Source organism: Salinispora sp. CH2A1_6 (assembly GCF_056820975.1).
This window is the reverse complement of sequence record NZ_JBXEDG010000012.1, coordinates 87,502-110,014: the sequence shown is the minus strand read 5'-3', so window position 1 is coordinate 110,014 and position 22,513 is coordinate 87,502. Positions and strand designations below refer to the sequence as shown.

At 71.5% G+C, this 22,513-nt stretch carries 19 protein-coding genes; 14 read left to right on the top strand and 5 right to left on the bottom strand.

Features of this window, described 5'->3' with window-relative positions; genetic code table 11:
- Window positions 1-8: 8 nt before the first annotated feature.
- The 3 genes from ispD to AC1UKG_RS16110 are packed head-to-tail and all read left to right on the top strand — an operon-like array spanning window position 9 to window position 2,239.
- Window positions 9-704 carry a 2-C-methyl-D-erythritol 4-phosphate cytidylyltransferase gene (gene ispD / locus AC1UKG_RS16120; protein ID WP_018746062.1) on the top strand — a complete coding sequence of 232 codons (696 nt, stop codon included), beginning with the start codon at window positions 9-11 and terminating at the stop codon, window positions 702-704.
- A gap of 13 nt (window positions 705-717) precedes the next feature.
- Complete coding sequence (gene ispF, locus AC1UKG_RS16115) at window positions 718-1,203, top strand: 2-C-methyl-D-erythritol 2,4-cyclodiphosphate synthase (protein ID WP_018746061.1); 486 nt, start codon at window positions 718-720, stop codon at window positions 1,201-1,203.
- Window positions 1,204-1,213: 10 nt separating this feature from the next.
- A complete protein-coding gene (locus tag AC1UKG_RS16110; RefSeq protein ID WP_018746060.1) occupies window positions 1,214-2,239 on the top strand; it encodes a tetratricopeptide repeat protein in 1,026 nt (341 codons plus the stop codon).
- Window positions 2,240-2,242: 3 nt separating this feature from the next.
- On the opposite strand, the gene AC1UKG_RS16105 is transcribed toward AC1UKG_RS16110, so the two are convergent.
- On the bottom strand, window positions 2,243-3,409 hold the full coding sequence (locus AC1UKG_RS16105; protein ID WP_018746059.1) for a cupin domain-containing protein: 1,167 nt from the start codon (window positions 3,407-3,409) through the stop codon (window positions 2,243-2,245).
- A gap of 86 nt (window positions 3,410-3,495) precedes the next feature.
- Between AC1UKG_RS16105 and AC1UKG_RS16100 the strand changes: the two genes are divergently transcribed.
- The 5 genes from AC1UKG_RS16100 to AC1UKG_RS16080 all read left to right on the top strand — a co-directional run bounded on the left by AC1UKG_RS16100 (window position 3,496) and on the right by AC1UKG_RS16080 (window position 7,926).
- The gene (locus tag AC1UKG_RS16100) at window positions 3,496-4,359 is read left to right on the top strand and encodes a hypothetical protein (RefSeq protein ID WP_018746058.1); all 864 of its coding nucleotides are present in this window, start codon (window positions 3,496-3,498) and stop codon (window positions 4,357-4,359) included.
- The gene (gene fahA / locus AC1UKG_RS16095; RefSeq protein ID WP_018746057.1) at window positions 4,356-5,552 is read left to right on the top strand and encodes a fumarylacetoacetase; all 1,197 of its coding nucleotides are present in this window, start codon (window positions 4,356-4,358) and stop codon (window positions 5,550-5,552) included. Before AC1UKG_RS16100 ends, fahA begins: the two co-directional genes overlap by 4 nt.
- Window positions 5,553-5,744: 192 nt before the next feature.
- Entirely contained in the window at window positions 5,745-5,954 is a 210-nt protein-coding gene (locus AC1UKG_RS16090) for a DUF397 domain-containing protein (protein WP_018746056.1), read from the top strand.
- Window positions 5,955-6,052: 98 nt separating this feature from the next.
- On the top strand, window positions 6,053-6,523 hold the full coding sequence (locus AC1UKG_RS16085) for an SRPBCC family protein (protein ID WP_018815476.1): 471 nt from the start codon (window positions 6,053-6,055) through the stop codon (window positions 6,521-6,523).
- 152 nt (window positions 6,524-6,675) lie between these two features.
- Complete coding sequence (locus AC1UKG_RS16080; RefSeq protein ID WP_018815475.1) at window positions 6,676-7,926, top strand: outer membrane protein assembly factor BamB family protein; 1,251 nt, start codon at window positions 6,676-6,678, stop codon at window positions 7,924-7,926.
- Window positions 7,927-7,964: 38 nt separating this feature from the next.
- Here AC1UKG_RS16080 and hisC read toward each other — a convergent pair whose 3' ends face one another.
- The 3 genes from hisC to hppD all read right to left on the bottom strand — a co-directional run bounded on the left by hisC (window position 7,965) and on the right by hppD (window position 11,356).
- A complete protein-coding gene (gene hisC / locus AC1UKG_RS16075; RefSeq protein ID WP_482642459.1) occupies window positions 7,965-9,068 on the bottom strand; it encodes a histidinol-phosphate transaminase in 1,104 nt (367 codons plus the stop codon).
- Entirely contained in the window at window positions 9,065-10,051 is a 987-nt protein-coding gene (locus AC1UKG_RS16070) for an RDD family protein (RefSeq protein ID WP_482642460.1), read from the bottom strand. The genes hisC and AC1UKG_RS16070 overlap by 4 nt, the downstream gene beginning before the upstream one ends.
- A 99-nt stretch (window positions 10,052-10,150) precedes the next feature.
- On the bottom strand, window positions 10,151-11,356 hold the full coding sequence (gene hppD / locus AC1UKG_RS16065) for a 4-hydroxyphenylpyruvate dioxygenase (RefSeq protein WP_018746051.1): 1,206 nt from the start codon (window positions 11,354-11,356) through the stop codon (window positions 10,151-10,153).
- Between the two features lie 153 nt (window positions 11,357-11,509).
- Here hppD and AC1UKG_RS16060 point away from each other — a divergent pair, with 153 nt between their 5' ends.
- On the top strand, window positions 11,510-12,076 hold the full coding sequence (locus AC1UKG_RS16060; protein WP_018815473.1) for an Lrp/AsnC family transcriptional regulator: 567 nt from the start codon (window positions 11,510-11,512) through the stop codon (window positions 12,074-12,076).
- Here AC1UKG_RS16060 and AC1UKG_RS16055 read toward each other — a convergent pair.
- Window positions 12,031-13,020, bottom strand: a complete 990-nt coding sequence (locus AC1UKG_RS16055) for an ArsR/SmtB family transcription factor (protein WP_482642461.1) — start codon at window positions 13,018-13,020, stop codon at window positions 12,031-12,033. The two genes, AC1UKG_RS16060 and AC1UKG_RS16055, sit on opposite strands and share 46 nt — an antisense overlap.
- Before the next feature lie 65 nt (window positions 13,021-13,085).
- Between AC1UKG_RS16055 and AC1UKG_RS16050 the strand changes: the two genes are divergently transcribed.
- The 5 genes from AC1UKG_RS16050 (at window position 13,086) to AC1UKG_RS16030 (ending at window position 22,009) form a co-directional block, all read left to right on the top strand.
- Window positions 13,086-14,360 (top strand): MFS transporter, encoded by a 1,275-nt coding sequence (locus AC1UKG_RS16050; protein ID WP_018746048.1) that lies wholly within the window; start codon window positions 13,086-13,088, stop codon window positions 14,358-14,360.
- On the top strand, window positions 14,338-15,657 hold the full coding sequence (locus tag AC1UKG_RS16045; protein WP_026271763.1) for an outer membrane protein assembly factor BamB family protein: 1,320 nt from the start codon (window positions 14,338-14,340) through the stop codon (window positions 15,655-15,657). Before AC1UKG_RS16050 ends, AC1UKG_RS16045 begins: the two co-directional genes overlap by 23 nt.
- 67 nt (window positions 15,658-15,724) lie before the next feature.
- Window positions 15,725-17,392 carry a fumarate hydratase gene (locus AC1UKG_RS16040; RefSeq protein WP_018746046.1) on the top strand — a complete coding sequence of 556 codons (1,668 nt, stop codon included), beginning with the start codon at window positions 15,725-15,727 and terminating at the stop codon, window positions 17,390-17,392.
- Between the two features lie 190 nt (window positions 17,393-17,582).
- Complete coding sequence (locus AC1UKG_RS16035; RefSeq protein ID WP_482642462.1) at window positions 17,583-20,555, top strand: AfsR/SARP family transcriptional regulator; 2,973 nt, start codon at window positions 17,583-17,585, stop codon at window positions 20,553-20,555.
- A gap of 53 nt (window positions 20,556-20,608) precedes the next feature.
- Window positions 20,609-22,009, top strand: coding sequence for a class II fumarate hydratase (locus AC1UKG_RS16030; RefSeq protein ID WP_482642463.1), 1,401 nt, complete (start codon window positions 20,609-20,611; stop codon window positions 22,007-22,009).
- Window positions 22,010-22,513: the final 504 nt, after the last annotated feature.

Here is a 22,513-nt window from a genome sequence, read left to right as displayed (position 1 = left end):
ACCGCGACGTGACCGCGCAGCTTGATCCGCGCGGTGACGTCGCGGTCCTCGTGCCTGCAGCCGGTGCCGGCGTACGGCTGGGCCCCGGCCAGCCGAAGGCCCTTCGGCTGCTGGGCGGGGAGCCGCTCCTGGTGCACGCGGTTCGTCGGCTCGCCGCCGCCCCGTCGGTGCACACGGTGGTGGTGGCCGCCCCGGCGGCGCAGGTGGGTGCGGTCCGCGAACTGTTGGCCCCGGTGGCGCCGGTCACCGTGGTGCCGGGCGGTGCGCAACGGCAGGCCTCGGTCGCTGCCGCGCTCGCCGCGGTCCCCGCCGGTCCGGAGATCGTGCTGGTGCACGACGCGGCCCGAGCGCTCACCCCGCCCGAGCTGGTCGAGTCGGTCGCCGCGGCGGTCCGCTCCGGTCACGACGCGGTGATCCCGGTGCTGCCGGTGGTCGACACCATCAAGGAGGTCGGCGTCAGCGAAGAGGTCCTCGGCACGGTCGATCGCTCCGTGCTGCGGGCGGTGCAGACGCCGCAGGGGTTCCGGCGGGCGGTGCTGACCACCGCACACGCCGCCGCTTCCGACCCACTCACCGACGATGCCGGCCTGGTCGAGAAGCTCGGGGTGCCGGTGGTCTGCGTACCCGGCTCCGAATATGCCCTGAAGGTCACCCGCCCGTTCGACCTGGCGTTGGCTGAGCACCTGCTGGCGATTGACCGCTGACACGTACCCTCGGATGGTGATCGTTCCGCGGGTTGCCATCGGCGTTGACATGCATGCTTTCGAGTCCGGTCGGCCATGTTGGGTCGCTGGCCTGCACTGGCCCGGGCAGGACGGCCTGGCCGGGCATTCGGATGCGGATGTCGCCGCCCACGCCGCGTGCAACGCGTTGCTCTCCGCCGCCGACCTGGGCGATCTTGGCGCCAACTTCGGGGTGGGACAGCCGGAGTGGTCCGGGGCCTCCGGTGTGGCCCTACTCACCGAGAGCGCCCGCCGGGTGCGGGCGGCCGGCTACACGATCGGCAACGTGTCGGTGCAGGTGATCGGGAACCGTCCCAAGATCGGGCCGCGTCGGGCCGAGGCGCAGCAGGTGCTCTCGGCGGCCGTGGGTGCCCCGGTGAGTGTCTCCGCCGCCACCACCGACGGGCTCGGTTTCCCCGGTCGGGACGAGGGCCTGACCGGCATCGCGGTGGCCTTGGTTTACGCAGCCCCGGCCGCCTAGGCTCGCAGCGATGTCCAGCGAACCCACCTCTGACCGCTCCGCCGCCGACGGATATCGGCAGCGCGCCCAGCTCCTCGCCGAGCTCGGCCGCTACGACGAGGCCATCACCGAGCTTGGGTTCGCCCTCGCCCTTGACCCCGCCCACGCGGCGGTGTCGACCGAGCTCTCCCGGGTGCAGCTCGCCGCGGGGCGGCCCGGCGAGGCGCTCGCCGCTGCCGACCGCGCGTTGGCGGTCGCGCCGGACTCGGTCCCCGCCCTGGTCGCTCGGGGGATGGCCCTGGCTGACCTGGCCGAGCACAGGGAGGCGGCTCAGACCGCGGACCGGATTCTCGCGTTGGGGCCGGCGGACGCGTACGCCCAGCGCAGCGGCGCGGCGATCCTGGCCGGTTCGCGTAATGGTCAGCCCGCGCTGAACGCGGCGTGGCGGGGGGTGGAGTTGGCCCCGCAGGATCCGGCGGGGCATCTGGTGCTCGGGTTGGTCGCAGCCAACCTACAGCTGTATGACCTGGCCGAGCGGGCGTACACCGAAGCGCTGCGGCTCGACCCGCAGCTCGCCGAGGCGCGGCACGACATCGGGGTGCTGCGGCTGGAGCAGCGCCGGTGGAGCGAGGCGCTGGAGCACCTCGCCGACGCAGCGGCGATCAGCCCTGGTCGGATCAACTCGGTGCGGACGATCTCGGTCGGCCTTCGGCAGCTCGTCGTGTTTGGTGCCGGTTGGTCCATGGTCGCCGCGGTGGTGATCGCCTGCTTCGCGGTGGGTAGCCCGGGGCTGTCCCGGGCCGTTGCGGCGGCGGCGGCCCTCGGCGGCGCGCTGATGGTGTGGCGGTACGCGGCGAAGTTGCCCGGCGTGGCCCGCACGATCCTGCCGGAGCTGCTGCGTTCCGACCGGCCGTTGGCGCTGGCCGGGTACGCGACTGCTGCGGCCCCGGTGCTGCTACTGCTCTACACCCTCGTCGGCACGGTCTGGCCGCTGGTCCTGGCGATCGCGGTGGCGGCCTTCGCCGTCGTCACCGCGCTCGCCCGCTCGGTGCGCTGAGGGCTACCCGCGGCGCGCCCAGGTCCAGGCGTACGTGTCGTCCTCGCAGGCCGCGGCGGCGTCGCAGAGCTCCAGCGGGCGGAAGGTGTCGACCATGACGGCGAGCTCGTCGAAGTAGTCAACGCCGATCGACCGTTCGGCGGCCCCGGGCTGCGGCCCGTGGGTGAAGCCCGACGGGTGTAGTGAGATCGACCCCTGGCCGATGCCGGAGCCGCGCCGCGCCTCGTAGTTGCCCCCGGTATAGAAGAGCACCTCGTCGGAGTCGACGTTGTGGTGGTGGTACGGCACCGGGATCGCGTCGGGGTGGTAGTCCACCTTGCGGGGGACGAACGAGCAGATCACGAAGTTCGGGCCCTGGAACGTCTGGTGGACCGGTGGGGGCTGGTGGATCCGGCCGGTGATCGGCTCAAAGTCGTGGATGGAGAACGCCCACGGGTAGAGGTGCCCGTCCCAGCCGACCACATCGAACGGGTGGTTGGCGTAGACGTGCCGGGTCCAGCCGCGTCGGTGCCGGACCAGGACCTCGACGTCCTCGCCGGCAACGAGTAGCGGTGTGTCCGGTCCGCGGACGTCCCGCTCGCAGTACGGCGAGTGTTCCAGGAACTGGCCGCGTACCGACAGGTAGCGCTTGGGCGGGCCGATGTGGCCGGCCGCCTCGACCGCCAGCAGCCGGACGGGCTCGGTGCCGGTGGGAACGAGCCGGTGGATGGTCGAGGTCGGGATGATCACGTAGTCGCCGGCGACGGCGTCGAGGGGGCCGAAGGGTGACTCGACCCGCAGGGTGCCGGATTCGACGTAGAGGCAGTGGTCACCGGTGGCGTCGCGGAACAGCGGGGAGGGCTGGTCGGCCAGCACGTACGCGATCCGGACGTCGTCGTTGCCGAGCAGGTAGCGCCGGCCGAGCACCGGGTCGGCGCCGGCCGCCTCGAGTTGGTGGGTGCGCAGGTGGCGGGGCTTGAGTGGGAGATTCGGCGTGCAGGTGACCGGGAGTGGGGTGAACACCTCGGCGGCGACGATCGCGGTCGGTGCGTGCCGGTGGTAGAGCAGCGAGGAGTCGTCGGAGAAGCCTTCCTGGCCCACCAGCTCCTCGGCGTAGAGGCGGCCGTCGGGCTGACGGAACTGGGTGTGGCGCTTGCGCGGCACCTCGCCGACGCGGCGGTAGAACGGCATCTCGCCCTCCCCGAGCAGATCATCCAGGGTGTCCGGAAATCGGACGCTATTGTCCGCTCCTTTAGCGTCCCGTAGATTGTTGTCTCGTGTCAACGAAGCTGCCCCGACTCCTCGCCGGCCTCGTCGACGACGCCGCCGTCTTTCCGCCCGGCAGCGCGTCGCTGCCCGATGCCGTGCCGGCGCACCGGCAGCACCGCTCGTCCTGGTATGCCGAACTCGTCGGCCCGCTCCTGGTCCCTGCCTCCACAGTGCTTAACCGGGAGCTGCAGGGCCTGGTCGATCCGGCCGAGGAGCTCGTGGTCGGACTGATCGGAGACACCGGACCAGACGGCCTCCCGGCCGCCCTCGCCGCAGTGCCTCCCGGCGTCACGATCCAGCAGGTCGAGGTCGCCGTCGCCGCCCGCGGCGCGGACCCGCAGCCGGGCCTGGCCACGCTCTTACCGTTGGCGGAGCAGCTCGCCGGCCGCACCGTCTACGCCGAGATTCCGCTGACCTTCGGTTTGATGGAGGCGCTGGACCGGCTCGTCGAGGCGCGCGCCGCCGGGGTGGCGGTGGCCGCGAAGTTCCGGACCGGTGGGCTCGCCGCCGAGCTCTTCCCCACCCCCGCCGAGCTGGCCGCGGTAATCCACGGGTGCCAGCAGCGGGGGCTGCCGTTCAAGCTGACCGCCGGGCTGCACCACGCGGTGCGACACCTGGACCGGGAGACCGGCTTCACCCACCACGGCTTCGCGAACGTGCTCGCCGCCGCGCTCGTCGCGGCGGGGGGTGCCGAGGTGGAGCGGGTCACCGAGTTGCTCCGCGCCACCGACCCGCAGCCGTTGCTCGCGCCGATCGAGCAACGGCTGGACGCGGCGCGTCCGCTCTGGGTCGGCTACGGCTCGTGCAGCATTCTGGAACCACTGACCGATCTGATCCAGCTGGGGCTGGTGAACGGGGGTACTGACGCATGACCTGGGTGACCGGCCTGGAGGGCTCGCCGTACGGGCTGCACAACCTGCCGTACGGGGTGTTCCGCACCGCCGACCGCGAGCCGCGGGTGGGCGTACGCGTCGGCACCGGTGTGCTGGACCTCGGCGGTGCCGAGCAGGCCGGCCTGGTGCTGGCCGCCGGTGCGCTGAGTCGCCCGCGGCTGAACGACTTCATGGCGCTTGGCCGTCCGCAGTGGACCTTGGTGCGGCAGCGGATTGTCGAGCTGCTCACCGACAGCACCCACCGGGCGGCGGTCGAGCCGCTGCTCCTGCCACTGTCGGGCGTGGAGCTCCTGCTCCCCTTCGACGTGGCGGACTACGTCGACTTCTACTCCTCCGAACAGCACGCCAGTAACGTTGGTCAGATCTTCCGGCCGGGCCAGCCGCCGCTGCTGCCCAACTGGAAGCACCTGCCGATCGGCTACCACGGCCGAGCCGGCACCGTCGTGGTCTCCGGCACCCCGATCGTCCGGCCGTGCGGCCAGCGGGCTACCCCGCAGGGCCCGGTCACCGGGCCCTCGGTTCGTCTCGACATCGAGGCGGAGGTCGGTTTTGTGGTGGGTGTGCCCAGTCCGCTGGGTAGCCGCGTCCCGGTCGGTGACTTCGCCGACCACGTATTCGGCGTGGTACTGGTCAACGACTGGTCCGCCCGGGACATCCAGGCCTGGGAGTACCAACCCCTCGGACCGTTCCTCGGTAAGTCCTTCGCCACCTCGGTCGCGGCCTGGGTGACGCCGCTGGAGGCGCTTGGTGCGGCGTTCGTGTCAGCACCGGAGCAGGATCCACCGGTCGCTGACTACCTGCGCGACGAGCCCCACCTCGGGCTGGATCTGCGGCTGTCGGTGGAGTGGAACGGCGAACGGGTGAGTGAGCCGCCGTTCGCCACCATGTACTGGACGCCGGCGCAGCAGCTGGCCCACCTGACCGTCAACGGAGCCGCGCTGCGCACCGGCGACCTCTACGCCTCCGGCACCGTCTCCGGCGCCGAGCGCGGTCAGGTCGGCTCGTTCCTCGAGCTGACCTGGGGTGGGGCGGAACCGGTCCGGGTCGGTGGCAGCGAGCGCACTTTCCTGGCCGACGGCGACACCATCACCATCACCGGTACCGCGCCGGGCCCGGGCGGCACGACCGTGGGCCTCGGCGAGGTCACCGGCACCATCGTCGCCCCCCGCTGACCGGCGAAACCCTTCCATCCCCGCCCGTACCGACGGAGGTTTCCTCGCTCGGTACGGGCGGATCGCACAGGTCGTCCGACCGGGCCGCCCTGCTGTCCCGTTGATCGTTCGGATCCGCCGCCACGCGGTACGAGCCTGCTCCCCGGGTCGGATCGGTGACCGGTTGGCGGCACGGCGACAGGAGGGTGAAGAATGAACGATTTCCCAGGTGCGGTGTGGCGGTCCAGCAGCCGCTCCAATGACCAGGGGCTCTGTGTGGAGGTGGCCGACAACCTGGTCGAGGCGCTCGGCGTGGTGGCCGTACGTGACTCGAAGGACAGATCCGGTCCGGCCCTCGCGGTGGGTGGTCCGGGATGGTCAAGGTTCATCCGGGCGGTCCGGGTCGGCGAACTCGGTAGCTGAGCGGCGCTGGGCGGTGTAGGGCAGCTGTCCGGCAAAAGACCGCGGTGGGACCCCACGCGACGGTGACGGCACGTATTGTCGACGCCACGGGAGGTGGCATGTCGCGGGTGACGGTCATGCGGTCCATCCAGGCGCAGTCGAACGACGTGTGGCGCCTGCTCACCGACCTGACCGTGCAGACCCACGCCACCCTCGGTCGCGTGGTCCTGACCCGCGGCGAGTTTGGCCCCGGCGCCGCCTGGCGGGAGGTCCGCTCCCAACCGGACGGGTCGGCGCTGATCGAGGAGTTCGTCGTGGTCGAGGCCGAGCCGCCACACCGGCTGGTGCTCGCCTCGCCCGGCACGGAGGTGGACTATCGGGTGACCTGGACCCTGCGTCCGGCCCGGTGCCGAGGCGAGCGCACCACGGTGGTCACGGTCACCCAGGAGGCGACCCCCGCCGGGGTCCGCGGCCGGATCGTCGCGTTCCTCCTCGGTGGGCTGGCTGCTCGGGCGGTCGCCGGTGCACTGTGCCGTGATCTCGCCGAGCTCGCCGCTGCCGCCCGCGCCGACACTGCGGCTTTACGGTAGGCCACGGCCGGGTGCCGACCCGGTGGCGCCGGCGGTGCGACCACGGCCGGCTTCGTCGCTGCCGGGCCGTGTGTGCTGGCCGGGATGTCGGTCCGGCAACCACGCCGCAGCCGGGCGCTGTGCCCTGGGTAGGGTTCCGGGCGGAGGTGCGCATGGTTTTCCCGACGGGCCGCCGGCTGTTCGTGGTGGTGGCGGCGGTCGTGGTGGTGCTGGTGGCGGTGGCGGCCACGGTTTTCCGGGTGCTCGCCCCGGCCGAGGTCAGCAGCCTGGCGGCCGGCGCATACCCCACCGCCGCGGCTCCGGCTCCCGGCCTTGTCGCGCGGCTGCCGGTGGCGCCGCTGGTGGTGGATGGCCGAATCCGGGTGTACGCGGCCGAGCGTCAGGTCTACGCCGACGAGCCGGTCGAGTTCACGCATCGAAGTACCCCGTACTGGTCGTACCGCCGCTGGCCCGCCAAGCTGACCGGTGTGGTGGCGAGTGGCCACATCGTGGTGACCCGCTGGTCGGACGGTCAGGTGGTGGCGCTGGACGGGCGTACCGGCCAGATCTCCTGGCGGGCGGAGGGGCCGGTGCCGGAGGAGGACACGGCGGCCCGGCGAACCGGTGCGGAAGCCGTGTGGAACCCGGCGGGGCTCTTCGTCGCTTCGGCTGCCGACACCGCGGTGGTGCTCTCGGTCGGCCGGGATTCGATGGCCGGCTGGAATCTGGCCGACGGGCAGCAACTCTGGCAGTCCGACGTCCGGCCCGGGTGTCAGCAGGCCGTCGGCACCACCACGGTGGGCGAAGTGGTGAGCGTGGACTCCTGCGGCTCCGCGGCGACCGTCGATTTCCGGGACGCGGCCACCGGTGCCGTTACCCGCTGGAGCCCGCCCGGCGATGGGGAGGCGCTGACCGTGACGCCGCTCGGCTGCCGCTCGGGCCGATCCGGCTGCGCCGGCCTCCGTACGGCTGTCGGCCCGGGGGACGACGCGGCTCGGGGCTGGCTGTTCGGCGCGGGAGAGCCGGTGCCAGCACCGGTGCTGAACGCGCCCGACACCCGGCTCGCCGGTGACATCGCCGTGGGCGTACGGGACGGCGCCCTGGTGGCGCGCGACGCGCGGACCGGGAGCGAGCAGTGGCGGCACGAGGATGTGGGCGGGGCTCGGGTACTCGCGGTGGAGCCGGACCGGGTACATCTGATCACCGATGGCAATGGCCTGATCACGTACGATTCGGTCAGTGGGGATCAGCGATCCCGGTTCACGCTTTTGCTCGGCACCGACAGCACATCGTGGGCCCCGGGCGCGGTGTACGCGGTCGGTGGCCTCCTGGCGGTGGAGTGCCTTCGCCTCCCGGTCGACTCGGCGGCGGACGACCAGCGCTACTTCCTCACCTCACGTCCGGTCCTGCTCGCCGCGACCTGAGCAGACCGTCAGCTCGCGGCGAGCAGGACCGCCGTGGCTCAGCCGAGCGCGGCCTCCGCCGCGGCGAGGAAGACGTCGTTCTCGGCCGGGGTGCCGATGGTGACCCGGACTCCGTCGCCGGGGAAGGGGCGTACGATCACGCCGCGCGACTCGCACGCCCGGCCGAACTCCACCGCCTGGTCGCCCAGGGGTAGCCAGACGAAGTTGGCCTGGCTGGTCGGTACGTCCGGGACCAGCTTGCGGACCGCCTCGGTGACCCGGCCCCGCTCGGCCACGACCAGGGCGCAGCGCCGCCGGACCTCGTCGGCCTGGGCGAGGGCCGCCAGCGCGCCGGCCTGTGCGGCCACGCTGGCGGAGAAGGGCGTGACCACCTTTCGGATGGCCGCGGCCACCTCCGGCTGGGCGACCAGGAAGCCGATCCGGAGCCCGGCCAGGCCCCAGGCCTTCGACAGGGTCCGCAGCACCGCCACGTTCGGTCGGTCCAGATAGCTGAGGCCGTCCGGCACCTCCGGGTCGGTGACGAACTCCCGGTAGGCCTCGTCGATGACCACCAGCACGTCGTCCGGGACCTGATCCAGGAAGCGTTCCAGCTCGGCTCGGCGTACCGCGGTGCCGGTGGGGTTGTTCGGGTTGCAGACCAGGACCATTCGGGTGCGGTCGGTGATCGCGGCGGCCATCGCGGTCAGGTCGTGCCCGTGCCCGGCGTCGTTGCTGACCCGTACGCTGGTCGCCCCGTTGGTCGCCGCGATGATCGGGTACGCCTCGAACGAGCGCCAGGAGTAGATCAGCTCGTCACCGGGCATGCAGGTGGCCCGGACCAGGTGATCGGCGAGCGCCACCGACCCGCAGCCGGTGGCGATCCGCTCGGCGTCCACCCCGTACTGCTCGGCGAGGGCCGCGCGCAGCGCCACCACGCCCATGTCCGGGTATCGGTGGGCGCCCGCGGTGGCCTCGGTGACCGCCGCCACCACGCCGGGCAGCGGGCCGTACGGCACCTCGTTGCTGGCCAGTTTGATCGCCTCGGGTAGGCCCAGTTCGCGGGCCAGGTCGGCCGGGCTGCGCCCCGGCACGTAGCTGGGCAGTACGTCGAGGTCGGCGCGGGTGAGCCGGGGTGCCGGCCGGCTTTTTCCGGTATCGGTCATGAGGTGTCTCCCGGGGGTGCGGGGCGGTCGTGCGGGACGGGGGTGCGGGGTAGCTGAACCACCACGGTCTGTGCCCGCTTGTCGTGCAGGGCCTGCCGGAGCGGGCGGTCGAACAGCGGTGAGAGGGAGTCGATGAGCTGCAACAGGAAGCCAATGCAGCAGAACCAGAGCAGGGTGGGCAGGCCGAGCGTGTTCCAGCGGCGCAGCGCCCGCCCGAAGCCCAGCGGGGCGGCGGCGCTCACCGGTAGCACCTGCAGGCCCATCACCCGTTTGCCGAAGGTCTGTCCGCGGCTGGCCATCGACGGTACCTCGTAGGCCATCCAGAGCGCCGTGGCGATCAACAGAATCGCGATCTGGAGGCTGCCGGCCTGGTCACCTGCCGCCGGTAGCTGCTCGGTGGTGGTGTCCTGGTCAACGATCCGGCGCCAGGCCTCGGTGATGGGCGGGGACATCTGCTGGATGTACTGCCACACGAACCAGAAGTTCACCACCACGTTCAGCGCGAGGACGACGGTGATGTCGATGAGGCGGGCTACCAGTCGGGCTCCCAACCCGGCCAGCGGCAGCCCGTGCGGACGAGGCTCGGGCTGCTGGCCCGGCCACGTCGGGTACGGCGCGCCTGGTGGGGGCCCGCCGGCGGTTCCCGGGTACGGCGCGCCTGGTGGGGGCCCGCCGGCGGTTCCCGGGTACGGCGCGCCCGGTGGGGGGCCGTACCCCGGGGACGGGGCGCCGTTCCCGGGCGGGGCGTGCTGTCCCGGCACGGCGCCCGGCTGGCCAGCGGTTGGTCCGGGCTCGCCGGGCCGGGTAGCCGACTCTGACTCGGGCTCGGCGGGCCGGGTGGCCGGCTCGGGCTCGGGCGGCGGCGGGCCCGCCGGGGGTGTGGCCTCGGCCGGGATGGGTGCACCGAGCCAACCCTCGCCGTCCCAGTATCTCCGGGTTTCCGGGTCGGCGGGGTCCAGATACCAGCCAGGTGCGACGCTCACCGCGCCACCTCGTTCTGCTCGCTCACCTGGATACCTTAACGACGGTGGTTGGCAGCCCAGCTGTGGTGGCCGCCGGACGGGCCGCCAACCACCGGTCTGTCACAGGTTGCCGCGCTTTTCCTGTTCCCGCTCGATGGCCTCGAAGAGTGCCTTGAAGTTGCCCTTGCCGAAGCCGAGCGAGCCGTGTCGCTCGATCAGCTCGAAGAAGACGGTCGGGCGGTCCTGCACCGGGTTGGTGAAGATCTGGAGCAGGTAGCCGTCCTCGTCCCGGTCGACCAGGATCCGGCGGGCCTTCAACTCCTCGATCGGCACCCGGACCTCGCCGATCCGGGCCCGCAACTCCGGGTCGTCGTAGTACGAGTCCGGGGTCTCCAGGAAGTCCACGCCCGCCGCACGCATCGCGTCCACGCTGGCCAGGATGTCGTTGGTGGCCACCGCGATGTGCTGGGCCCCGGGGCCCTGGTAGAAGTCCAGGTACTCGTCGATCTGCGACTTCTTTCGGGCGACCGCCGGCTCGTTGAGCGGGAACTTCACCTTCCGGGTGCCGTTGGCGACCACCTTGCTCATCAGCGCCGAGTAGTCGGTGGCGATGTCGTCGCCGACGAACTCCGCCATGTTGGTGAAGCCCATGACCCGCTGGTAGAACTCGACCCACTCGTCCATGCGGCCCAGCTCGACGTTGCCGACGACGTGGTCGATCGCTTGGAAGAAGCGCTTCGGCTGGACGCCGGCGTCGATCATTGGCTGGCGGTCGACGATCGGTCGGCGGGCGACATAGCCGGGCAGGAACGGACCGTGGTAGCGGGAGCGGTCCAGCAGGGTGTGGCGGGTGTCGCCGTACGTGGCGATGGCGGCGAGCCGGACCGTGCCGTGTTCGTCGCTGACCTCGTGCGGCTCAGCCAGGCTGGTCGCGCCCTGGGCGACGGCGTGCGCATGGGCCGCGTCCACGTCGGGGACCTCCAGCGCGATGTCGCAGACCCCGTCGCTGTGCCGGGCGACCTGGTCCGCGCCGGGCGCGTCCGGGCGGACCGCGCCGGTGAGGACGAACCGCGCCGAACCGCTGGTCAGCACGTACTGGGCGTGGTCCCGGTAGCCCTGCTCCGGCCCCCGGTAGGCCACGCAGGTCATGCCGAACGCGGTGGAGTAGTAGTGCGCGGCCTGTTTGGCGTTACCGACCAGGAACTGCACGTGGTCCAGGCCCCGGACCGGGAACGGGTCGCGGCTGATGTCGTGGTCAACGGCGCCGACCAGCAGGTCGGCGTTGACCTCGTCGTTCGACTGGGGTCGGTCGATCGCCTGGGTCATGGTGGCCCTCCCTCGCGTACCGGCCGGCCTGGTGGGCCGCAGCCGTGTTCCGTTAGTGCCGTGTTCTTCCCGTGAATATCGCTGTGCTCCCGGCACTGGGCAACTGTTGTTGATCAGCCTGGTCAGGTTGCACAAGCAGTAGGGTCCTTACCTATGAGCACTGGTCATTCTGTCCAGCTGGACAGCCTCGACGTTGGCCTGATCGAGCTCTTCGCCGAGGAGCCGCGGATTGGAGTGCTGGAGTGCTCTCGTCGCCTCGGGGTGGCCCGGGGCACCGTGCAGGCGCGGTTGGACAAGTTGGTGGCCCGCGGGGTGATCGACGGGTTCGGCCCCGCCGTGTCCCCGGCCGCCGTCGGGTTCGGGGTGACCAGCTTCGTCACCCTGGAGATCAGCCAACGACACGGACGCGATCCGGTCGTCGCCCACCTGGCGGCGATCCCGGAGGTGCTCGAGGCGCACACCATCACCGGCTCCGGTGACCTGCTCTGCCGAATCGTGGCCCGTTCCAACGCCGACCTGCAGCGGGTGATCGACCAGATCGTGTCGCACGAGAGCATCCGACGGACCTCGACGATCATCGCCCTGGCCGAGCAGATCCCGCACCGGGTTCTTCCCCTGCTCCGCTCCGCGCTGCGGACAACGTCACCGCCGGGTGCGGAGGCCGCCAGGTCCGGTCAGCCGTTCTCGGCGAGCGCGTCCCCCAGCGAGGTGCGGCGGTAGCGGACCGTCCGGCCGACGCGGGCGCGGGTCACCAGGCCCGCCTCGCGCAGCACTGCCAGATGGTCGCCGGTGCCGCCCAGGCTCAGACCGAGTTGGGCGACGAGCTGACTGGTCGTCGCGGGGGCCGTCAGGGCGCGCAGCACCGTGGCGCGGCCCCGACCGACCAGCCGGTCCAGCGCGTCCACCGGCCGCGCCGGGTCCGGGGGACCGAGTAGTTCGGCGACCCCGGCGGCCCGGTAGACGATCGCGTACGGCCCGGGCTGCTCGACGTAGTACATCAGGGTGCCGAAGACGGTGGGCACGAAGAGCATTCCGCGCCCGCTCAGCGGGTACGTCCGCGGGTCCGGGTCGTCGATGTCGAGATAGCCGACGCCCGGGCCGGGCACCCAGTGCAGCCGGGGGTCCAGGTCCGCGACCGCCGCGCCCCAGCCGTACGCGAGCAGCCGCCCCGCCCGGTGCAGCAGGTCCCGCTCCAGGACGGCCCGCAGTCGCGGCCACTCCGGCTCGACCAGCGTGACCCAGGCCGCCTCGAGCCCGTCGGCGAGTTGGTCCACCACGTCCGGCGATTCGTAGATCCGACGGGCGTTCGTCGGTGGGGTTCGGTGGCCGGCGAGGTTGCGGGCCAACTCGGCGCGGGCCTGCGCCAGTGGAGTCGACCGGACGATGGCGAGTTCGTCGGTGAAGCCCCGCGCCGTGCCGTCCGGTGGTGGTTGGTAGAAGTCCGCGTTGTACGCGCCCTGGCGTTGCAACGCCAACAGCGCGTCGATCGCCGGCATGCGTCGCCGCAGCTGCTCGAAGGCGGGGCGGGCCCGGGTCACCCACGGGGTCAGCCCGGTGACCTCGTTCTGCCCGGCGCAGAGCCGCAGCGCCGACATCGCCTCCCCGAGCGGTGAGATGGCGTAGCGGCTCACCGCCACGTCTGCCGAGGTCACCTCGATCCGCATGCCGCTCCTTTCGCTGGTGAACGAAAGGATAGGTCGTCACCGGGTCACTCCCCACACTTACTCGAATGATCGTTACCGACTCCCGTCCCGTCACCTTCCGGGACGTCTTCGCCGTCGCCGAGTTCCGGGCGCTCTTCGGCGGCTACAGCGTGTTCGTGATCGGCGAGACGGTGAAGATGCTCGCCCTGTCCGTGCTGATCTACGAGCGCACCGGCTCCGGGCTGCTCGCCGCGTTGGCGTACGTGACCGGGTTCCTGCCGCACGCGGTGGGCGGGGTGTTCCTGCTCGCCCTCGCCGACCGGTGGCCGCCGCGGCGGCTCATCGTCGGCTACGACCTCTTCCGGCTCGCCATGGTCGTGGTGCTCGCGCTCGGCGTGCTCTCCCCGCCGGCCATGCTCGGCCTGGTCGCGGTCGTCGGTCTCCTCGCCCCGGTCAGCAGCGCCGCCCGCAGCGCGCTGCTGCCGGAGATACTGCACGGCGACGCGTACGTGTTGGGGCGGTCGGTGCTCACCGTGGCGGCCGGGGGCACCCAGGTGGCCGGGTTCGCCCTCGGTGGCCTGCTGCTCGGGCTGGTCGGCCCGTACGGGGCGCTCTGGCTCACGGCGGCCACCTGCCTCCTCGCCGCCCTGCTGGCCCGGGTCGGGCTGACGTCCCGAGCGCCCCGGGTGGCGACGGGGACCGGAAGCGCCGTCGGGGAGACCTGGCGGGTCAACCGGATGCTCCTCGCCGACCGGCGGGTTCGCGGCCTGCTCCTGGCACAGTGGATTCCCGGCTCGCTGCTGGTCGGGGCCGATGGCGTGCTCGTGCCGTACGCGGCCGAGCTCGAACCGGCGGCCAGTGCCGGCCTGCTGCTGATGGCCGGTGCCTTCGGGATGCTCCTCGGTGACCTGCTGGTCGGACGGTTCGTCGGGCCCGCCCGCCGGGAGGCGTTGACTCCGTGGCTGGCGCTGCTGCTCGGCGTGCCGTTGCTGGCTTTCGTGGCCGAGCCGAGCCAGTGGCCGGCGGTGGTGCTGCTCACGGTCGCGACCGCCGGTTTCGCCTACCACCTCGGGCTGGCCCGGCGGTTTCTCGACGCGGTGCCGGAAGCCCGCCGGGGGCAGGCGTTCGGGCTGCTGGGCACCGGCATGATGGCGGGGCAGGGATTGGCCGCCGCGGCCGGCGGGGCGTTGAGCGAGGTGGTCGCCCCCGGCACCGTGATAGCGCTCGCCGGGGTGGCGTCGCTCACCGCGACGGTGGTGCTCTGGCGGACGCTGGCCCCGCCGGACGCGGGCGCGGCGGGATGCGGCGGTCCGGGCGGGCGGCTACCGTGTCCCGGTGGTGAAGGGGCGCGGCCTGGGTAAGCCTGGTTGGTTGCTGCTCGGGCTCGTGACGGTCGTCGTGCTCTCGGTGAGCGGTGTCTGGAACCCGTTCCCCGGCGTGTGGGACTGGGTGAACCGCAGTGCCCCGATTGGCGGGCCGGGCGTGGTCTGGCAGCAACGCGTCGGTGGCACCCCGCGCAGCGTCACCATCGCCGGGGAGGCCGTCGTGGTCGAGCAGCGCACCCGGGTGGAGGCGGTACGGCTCGGCGACGGGACCCCGCTCTGGAAGCGCAAGGCCGACTGGTCGGCGGTCGCCGGTGCGGGGCAGGACGCCGTCGTCGTGGTGGGCAAGCTCCTCACCCGAGGCTACGAGGTGCTCGACCCGGTCACCGGTGCCACCCGGCGGCGCGACGACGCCGCGGTCGCGGTCTGGACCTGGCGGAACCTGCTCATTGACGCGCGTTGCCCGGCCCCGACCGACTGCACGTTGCACGCCTGGGATCCGCGTGGGGACACCCCGCTGTGGACGGCCTACCTACCGGGCGTCCACAGTGGCCTACTCGGCGACAACCCGGGGCTGCGCGACACCCGCCGAATCGAGGCCGTCCGGATCGACGACGGGGTCGCCGGCCCGGAGCCGGTACCCGGGCTGCTCGGGTTTCCGGTCGACGGTCGCGTGCACGTGTTGGACACGGCGACCGGAGGAGTGCTCGTCGACATCGAGCCCGGCCGGGACGAGCGGCTGTCCGTGGTCGGTGGCCGGATGCTGCGGCTCACCGCCACCGCCGAGGAGGGCAACTGTCGCTACGCCGTTTCGGGATGGGACCCGTTGTCCGGGCAGGAGACCTGGCGCCGGGCGGGCGTCAACTTCGGCACCGCCGACGCCATCGGCTGCGCCCAGCGCCGGGACCCGCTGGGTGCCCGCAGCGTGCTGATCGGGATGTCGCCGGACGGCAAGCAGGCGGTCCTCGACGCCTACGACGGCCGGCTGCTGCTGGTCACCGACCCGGACACGAAGATCGTCGCCGTGGACGATCGATACGCCCTGGTCCGCGCGGCGGACAAGCGCTCGGTCTCCGCCCGCGAACTGGGCGGCGGCGAGACCCGGTGGACTCGCCCCGCCGAGGGGGAGCCGCGGGTGGCGCTCACCCCGTCCGCGGCGATCTTCGCCGAACAGGATCCGTCCCGGCTCGTCGCGCTCGATCCGCGTACCGGCGCTGAGCTGGCGAACCTCCGCACCGCGGCGAACGCGCTCGCGGCCGGGACGAACGGCATGGTCATCGGCGAGGGCCGCCAGATCGGGTACGTCTCCTTCCAGCCAACGGGCCCGACGGGGTGAGAGCGCTGTCCCAGGACCTACCCGGTGGGTGGGACCGGACGGCTCTTCTGCCCTAGGCTTTCCGCTCATGAGCAGTGCCGCCTCCTTCTCGTACGCACCCCTGCTGCCGACCGGTTCGGACCAGACGGAGTACCGCCTGATCACCGACGAGGGCGTTGACGTCGTCAACGGCCCCGGTGGTCGCCGATTCCTGACTGTGGAGCCGGCCGCGCTCACCGCGTTGACCGCCGAGGCGATGCACGACATCGCGCATTTTCTGCGCCCCGCGCACCTGGCGCAGCTCCGGTCGATCATCGATGACCCGGCGGCCTCGCCCAACGACCGCTTCGTCGCGCTGGACCTGCTGCGCAACGCCAACATCGCCGCCGGTGGGGTGCTCCCGATGTGCCAGGACACCGGCACGGCGATCGTGTCGGGCAAGCGGGGCCGGCACGTGCTCACCGACGGGACGGACGCCGAAGCGATCTCCCGCGGGGTCTGGCAGGCGTACACCCGGCTGAACCTGCGCTACTCGCAGCTCGCCCCACTGACCATGTGGGAGGAGCGCAACACCGGCAGCAACCTGCCGGCGCAGGTGGAGCTCTACGCCGAGGATCCGGACGGACAGCCGGACGCGTACAAGTTCCTCTTCATGGCCAAGGGCGGCGGTTCGGCCAACAAGTCGTACCTGTACCAGGAGACCAAGGCGTTGCTGAATCCGACTCGGATGATGCAGTTCCTGGAGGAGAAGCTGCGGTTGATCGGTACGGCGGCCTGCCCGCCGTACCATCTGGCCGTCGTCATCGGTGGCACCAGTGCCGAGTACGCGCTGAAGACCGCGAAGCTGGCCTCCGCGAAGTACCTCGACGGGCTGCCGACCGCGGGGTCGATGACCGCGCACGGCTTCCGTGACCTGGAGCTGGAGGCGGAGGTGCTGGAGCTGACGCGGGGCTTCGGCATCGGCGCGCAGTTCGGTGGCCGGTACTTCTGCCACGACGTGCGGGTGGTCCGGCTGCCCCGGCACGGCGCGTCGTGCCCGGTGGCGATCGCCGTGTCCTGCTCGGCGGACCGGCAGGCGGTCGCGAAGATCACCCCGTCGGGGGTGTGGCTGGAGCGACTGGAGACGGACCCGGCCCGCTACCTGCCCGACGTGACGGAGTCCCAGCTGGAGTCGTCGGAGGTGGTCCGGGTCGACCTCAACCGGCCGATGGCCGAGATCCGCGCCGAGTTGAGCGAGTACCCGGTCAAGACCCGGCTGTCGCTCAGTGGTCCGCTGGTCGTCGCCCGGGACATCGCTCACGCCAAGATCGCCGAGCGGTTGGACGCCGGCGAGTCGATGCCGGCCTACCTGCGGGACCACGCGGTCTACTACGCCGGCCCGGCGAAGACCCCCGAGGGCTACGCCTCCGGCTCGTTCGGCCCGACCACGGCGGGCCGGATGGACGCGTACGTGGAGAAGTTCCAGGCCGCCGGTGGCTCGATGGTGATGCTGGCCAAGGGGAACCGCTCCACCCAGGTCACCCGCTCCTGCCAGGAGCATGGCGGCTTCTACCTCGGCTCGATCGGCGGCCCGGCGGCCCGGCTCGCCCAGGACTGCATCAAGCACGTCGAGGTGCTCGAGTACGCCGAGCTCGGCATGGAGGCGGTCTGGCGGATCGAGGTGGAGGACTTCCCGGCCTTCATCGTGGTCGACGACAAGGGCAACGACTTCTTCGCCGAGGTGACCAAGCCGGTCCTCACCGTGGGCCGCCGCTGACATCGGTGCGCCCGCCCGGCTACGGCCGGACGGGCGCACCGCCCCCGTCGAATGTGTCTTCGACTATGCGGCCCTGATTGTCAGCCGCCGCTCTCTTGATCCACTCTCACCGCGCTATCGCCATATCCGAAAAGGGTTTTAGGCTGACAGCTACCCTGCTGGAAGTTGCAGGTACGGCAGGGGTGGAAGTATGCGGTTTGGGATCCTGGGCCCGCTGCGGGTCGGTGGCGAGGCCACCGTTACCGCGGGTCGGGATCGGACCATCCTCGCGATGCTGCTACTGCAGGCTGGTCGGATCGTGCCGGTGGCGGAACTGGTCGACGCGGTCTGGGAGGAACAGCCACCGGCTACTGCCCGGGCCCAGCTGCAGACCTGTGTGTCCCGGCTGCGGCGCCGGTTCGTCACCCTCGGGCTACCCCCGGACCTCATCGTCACCGACCCGGGTGGCTACGGCATCCGTACCGCCCCTGGTGACCTCGACGCCGAGGTGTTCGGCGACGAGCTTGTCGCCGCTCGGGCGGCGGTCGCCGCTGACGACCTGGCTGACGCCCGCCGGCGCTTCCGTACCGCGCTCGCGCTCTGGCGGGGGCCGGCGCTGGGTGGCGTCGCCGGGCGGAGCGTACGCGGCCGGGCCCGGACGCTCGACGAGCAACGGGTGACGGTGCTGGAGGAGTGCGTTGACGTCGAGCTGCGGCTCGGCAACGCGGTCGACCTGATCGACGAACTGATCGAGGCGGTCGCGCGACACCCGCTGCGGGATCGCCTGCGAGGCCAGCTGATGCTGGCCCTCTCCGCCATCGGTCGCCAGGCCGATGCCCTCGCCGTCTACCGGGACGGGCGCCGGCACTACGCCGACGAGCTGGGCATCGAGCCCGGCCTGGAGCTGCAGGAGCTGCACCAGCGGGTGCTGGCCGGGGACCTGGTCGCCATTGGACCGCGACCCAGCACGACCCCGGTTCGGGGGCTGCCGAGGGCGATCAGTGACTTCACCGGCCGGCAGGAGATCGTCGCGAACCTGTTCCAGCGGCTCCAGGAGGAAGACACCCAGGTTCAACTGATCGACGGAATGGCGGGCAGCGGCAAGACCACCCTCGCGGTGCACCTCGCCACCCGCCTCGCCGACCGCTACCCGGACGCGCAGCTCTACCTCGACCTGCACGGCCACAGCGAACGCACCCCGTTGACCCCGGCGGCGGCGGTGGCGACCCTGCTGCGGCAGCTCGGTATCCCGGCGGAGCAGATTCCGGTGGACCTGGAGGATCGTCTCGCCCGGTGGCGCACCGAACTCGCCGACCGGCGGGTGCTGGTGTTACTGGACAATGCGGCGAGCGTCGATCAGGTCGCACCCCTGCTGTCCACCGGGCGGTCCTGCCTCACGCTGGTGACCAGTCGATGGCGGTTGGTCGGGTTGGATGCGGGCCACCCGGTGTCGCTGCCCGTTCTCGATCTGGACGAGGCTGTCACGCTGCTGGGGCGGGTGGCCGGTCCGGAGCGGGTGGCCGCCGAACCGAAGGCGGCGGCGGAGGTGACTCGTCGCTGTGGCTTCCTGCCGTTGGCGATCCGGCTGGCGGGTGCCCGGCTGGCGCACCGGCCGAGCTGGCGGATTGTCGACCTTGTCGAGCGGCTGGCCGGAGCCCGTGACCCGTTGGCCGAGTTCGCAGCCGGGACGCGTTCGGTCGGCGGGGCTTTCGCCCTGTCGTACGCGCAGGTCTCACCGCCCTCGCGGCGGCTCTTTCGACTGCTCGGCGTGCATCCGGACAGCAACTTCGACAACATGGTCGCCGCCGCCTTGGCTGAGTCGGCCCTACCCGACACCCGGGACCTGCTCGACGAGTTGATCGACGCCAACCTGGTCGAGGAGCCGAGACCGGGCCGGTTCCGCCTCCACGACCTGGTCCAGAAGTACGCCCGCCGCCTGTTGGCCGAACCCGGTCGAGCGGCCGAGCGCTCCGCCGCCCTGGAACGGCTCCTCGATCATCATCTGTACGTGGCGGCGGCGATCGCCCGTGTCCTCGAAGGAACCAGCCAGGTCGCCTTCGTACTGCCGGATCCGCCGCGGGCCGACCTGGTCGAGGCATGCCTACCGCTGGGGACAACCTGGTTCGACAACAACCGCGTGGTGTTGACCGCGCTGCCCCGAATCGCTGAGGCGGAGGGCCTGCTCCAGCACTGTTGGCGGCTCGCCCGTGCCTGCTGGTGGGCGACCTACCAGGGTGGCCAGCTCAGCGAGCTGATCGAGATGCACACCGTGGGGCTCCGTGCGGCGGAGCGCCTCGACGATCAGGCTGCGGTGGCGCTGACCCTGAACTACCTGGCCTCGGCGCACTATCGGCTGGCGCAGTTCCCCGAGGCGATCACCCTGATGTCGCGAAGTCTCCAGGTGCGCCGCCGGCTCGGGCTGCGGCAACAGATAATGAGCGGACTGATGAACCTTGGAGCCGCCTACGCCAGCAATGGCGACTACCGGCGTGGCTTGGAGTTTCTTGACGAGGCGGTCAAGTTCGCCGATGCCAGTACCGGGCGGGCTAGGCTTGCCGAGCTGACGAACAACAGGGGCTGCGCGCTCGCCTACTGGGGCCGGTACGAGGAAGCCCTGCGCACGACCCGGCTGCACATGGTGCTGGCCCGGGAGCTCGGTGATCTGTGGGCACTGGGCCGGGCATTCGCGCACACCGGCATGATCCGGCACCGGATGGGGGACGTCGCGCCGGCCCGGCGGTTGCTCCGGACGGCACTGCGGATCACGCGGCGGGTCGGTAGCAGCTACGGCGAGGGCGAGGTCCTCAACGAGTTTGGTGTGTTGGCGCGGGAGGCTGGGCGGCCCGGAGAAGCCGCACGGCTGCACCGGGAGGCGCTGATCGCGATCAACAAGTCCGGCGACCGGGTTGGCGCGTGTGCCTCCCGCAACCTGCTGGCTCGGGCGATCGCCGAGCAGGGGGACCGGCCCAGCGCGTTGGATCTCTTCCGCCGGGTGCTGCAGGATGCCCAGAAAATCAACCATCGGTACGAGCAGGCGCGGGCCCTGGACGGCATGGCCCGCTGCCTGCGGTCGACGGACGTGAGGGCGGCGCGAGCGTACTGGACCCAGGCGCTCGCCCTGTTCGACCAGGTCGACGTGCCGGAGCGGCACGAGGTGCGGCGGCTGCTGACCGAGCTTGGTTGAGCGGCTCGGGGTGAATATCCGCGCGGGGCGGTCGGGCGCGGCAGGATGGTGGGGTGACGAATCCTGAGGCGACGGGCTACCGGATCGAACGCGACTCGATGGGCGACGTGGAGGTGCCGGCCGCGGCGCTGTGGCGGGCGCAGACCCAGCGCGCGGTGCAGAACTTTCCGATCTCTGGGCGGGGGATGGAGCCGGCCCAGATCCGGGCGCTGGCCCAGATCAAGGGAGCCGCGGCCGAGGTCAACGGTGAGCTGGGGGTGATCGACGCGAATGTGTCCGCCGCGATCGTGGCCGCCGCGGCACACGTGGCCGACGGCGGGTACGACGACCAGTTCCCCGTCGATGTCTTCCAGACCGGCTCTGGCACGTCGTCGAACATGAACACCAACGAGGTGATCGCCACCCTGGCCAGCCGCGAGCTCGGCGCCGACGTGCATCCCAATGACGACGTGAACGCGTCGCAGTCGAGCAACGACGTCTTTCCGTCCTCGATCCACCTGGCCGCCACCGAGTTCGTGACCCGGGACCTGCTGCCCTCCCTGGTGCATCTGGCGGAGGCGTTGGAGAGCAAGGCCGCCGAGTTCGGGGATGTGGTCAAGGCGGGGCGTACCCACCTGATGGACGCCACGCCGGTCACGCTCGGTCAGGAGTTCGGCGGGTACGCCGCGCAGGTCCGTTACGGCATCGAGCGGCTGGAGTCGGCCCTGCCCCGCCTGGCTGAGCTGCCGTTGGGTGGGACCGCGGTCGGCACCGGCATCAACACTCCGCTGGGCTTCGCGGCGCGGGTGGTCGAGCAGTTGCGCGACTCGACGGGGTTGCCGCTGACCGAGGCGCGGAATCACTTCGAGGCGCAGGGCGCACGGGACGCGCTGGTGGAGACCTCCGGGCAGTTGCGGACGATCGCGGTTGGTCTCTACAAGATGGCCAACGACATCCGCTGGATGGGCTCCGGCCCCCGCGCCGGCCTGCGGGAGTTGCGTATCCCGGATCTCCAGCCCGGTTCGTCGATCATGCCCGGCAAGGTGAACCCGGTGGTCTGTGAGGCGGTCCGTCAGGTCTGTGCGCAGGTGATCGGCAACGACGCGGCGGTCGCCTTCGCCGGTTCCCAGGGAGACTTCGAGTTGAACGTCATGCTCCCGGTGATGGCCCGCAACCTGCTGGAGTCGATCAAATTGCTGGCCGCGTCGGGGCGGCTGTTGGCGGACCGGTGCGTGGTCGGTCTGGTCGCGGACGCCGAGGTCTGTTTGGCGTACGCGGAGGGCTCGCCGTCCATCGTCACCCCGCTCAACCGGCATCTCGGGTACGACGAGGCCGCGTCGATCGCGAAGGAGGCCCTCGCGAAGCAGGTGTCGATCCGGGAGGTGGTGGTCTCCCGGGGGCACCTGGATTCCGGCAAGCTCACCGGGGAGCAGCTTGACGAGGCGCTCGACCTGCTCCGGATGACGCACCCCTGACAGGTGTGGGGTGCTGCGGCACTGAGCAGTGGGACGCACCAGGGTCTGGCGTATACGTCGTCGTGGCCTGTCCGCCCGCCTGACCATGGCGGGCCGCATCCAACGGGTGTTGGCCGGGTGGCGCGTGCGGTTCGTGATCAGAAAGGCGGGATATCGGTGCCGGTAGGTAGCGATTAGTTATTACTGTGTGACTGGATCGGGCCGGAATGGGAGCGACGGGTGCCCGACTGTGCGTGATGTCTGGTCTCAGTCGACTGTGAGTCGGTGTCGTTGGCGCGTTTGGCAAGTGGCGGGCGTAGCGTCGCCCGCTGCCGGTTGACGTGTGCGGGAGCGTACGTGTCATGGCCGCTGCCCAGGCCGGGCCTGGTGCAGTGAGCAGGCCACCGTCGCCGGAACCTTGCCACGACGCGGTAAACGTCAGTGACCAACATCAGTATCCGCGTCTCGAGGAACCGCTTCCTTTAACTCCTTCTTAGTCATTTCTTAGACACGTTGCCGCAGGAA

Excerpts from the sequence above, each read along its gene's own strand:
- AC1UKG_RS16055 (WP_482642461.1), bottom strand. The coding sequence starts at position 13,020 with ATGCGGATCGAGGTGACCTCGGCAGACGTGGCGGTGAGCCGCTACGCC.
- AC1UKG_RS16050 (WP_018746048.1), top strand. The coding sequence starts at position 13,086 with ATGATCGTTACCGACTCCCGTCCCGTCACCTTCCGGGACGTCTTCGCC.
- AC1UKG_RS16110 (WP_018746060.1), top strand. The coding sequence starts at position 1,214 with ATGTCCAGCGAACCCACCTCTGACCGCTCCGCCGCCGACGGATATCGG.
- ispF (WP_018746061.1), top strand. The coding sequence starts at position 718 with ATGGTGATCGTTCCGCGGGTTGCCATCGGCGTTGACATGCATGCTTTC.
- fahA (WP_018746057.1), top strand. The coding sequence starts at position 4,356 with ATGACCTGGGTGACCGGCCTGGAGGGCTCGCCGTACGGGCTGCACAAC.
- AC1UKG_RS16105 (WP_018746059.1), bottom strand. The coding sequence starts at position 3,409 with ATGCCGTTCTACCGCCGCGTCGGCGAGGTGCCGCGCAAGCGCCACACC.
- AC1UKG_RS16035 (WP_482642462.1), top strand. The coding sequence starts at position 17,583 with ATGCGGTTTGGGATCCTGGGCCCGCTGCGGGTCGGTGGCGAGGCCACC.
- AC1UKG_RS16090 (WP_018746056.1), top strand. The coding sequence starts at position 5,745 with ATGAACGATTTCCCAGGTGCGGTGTGGCGGTCCAGCAGCCGCTCCAAT.
- AC1UKG_RS16085 (WP_018815476.1), top strand. The coding sequence starts at position 6,053 with ATGTCGCGGGTGACGGTCATGCGGTCCATCCAGGCGCAGTCGAACGAC.
- AC1UKG_RS16060 (WP_018815473.1), top strand. The coding sequence starts at position 11,510 with ATGAGCACTGGTCATTCTGTCCAGCTGGACAGCCTCGACGTTGGCCTG.
- hppD (WP_018746051.1), bottom strand. The coding sequence starts at position 11,356 with ATGACCCAGGCGATCGACCGACCCCAGTCGAACGACGAGGTCAACGCC.
- hisC (WP_482642459.1), bottom strand. The coding sequence starts at position 9,068 with ATGACCGATACCGGAAAAAGCCGGCCGGCACCCCGGCTCACCCGCGCC.
- AC1UKG_RS16080 (WP_018815475.1), top strand. The coding sequence starts at position 6,676 with ATGGTTTTCCCGACGGGCCGCCGGCTGTTCGTGGTGGTGGCGGCGGTC.
- AC1UKG_RS16040 (WP_018746046.1), top strand. The coding sequence starts at position 15,725 with ATGAGCAGTGCCGCCTCCTTCTCGTACGCACCCCTGCTGCCGACCGGT.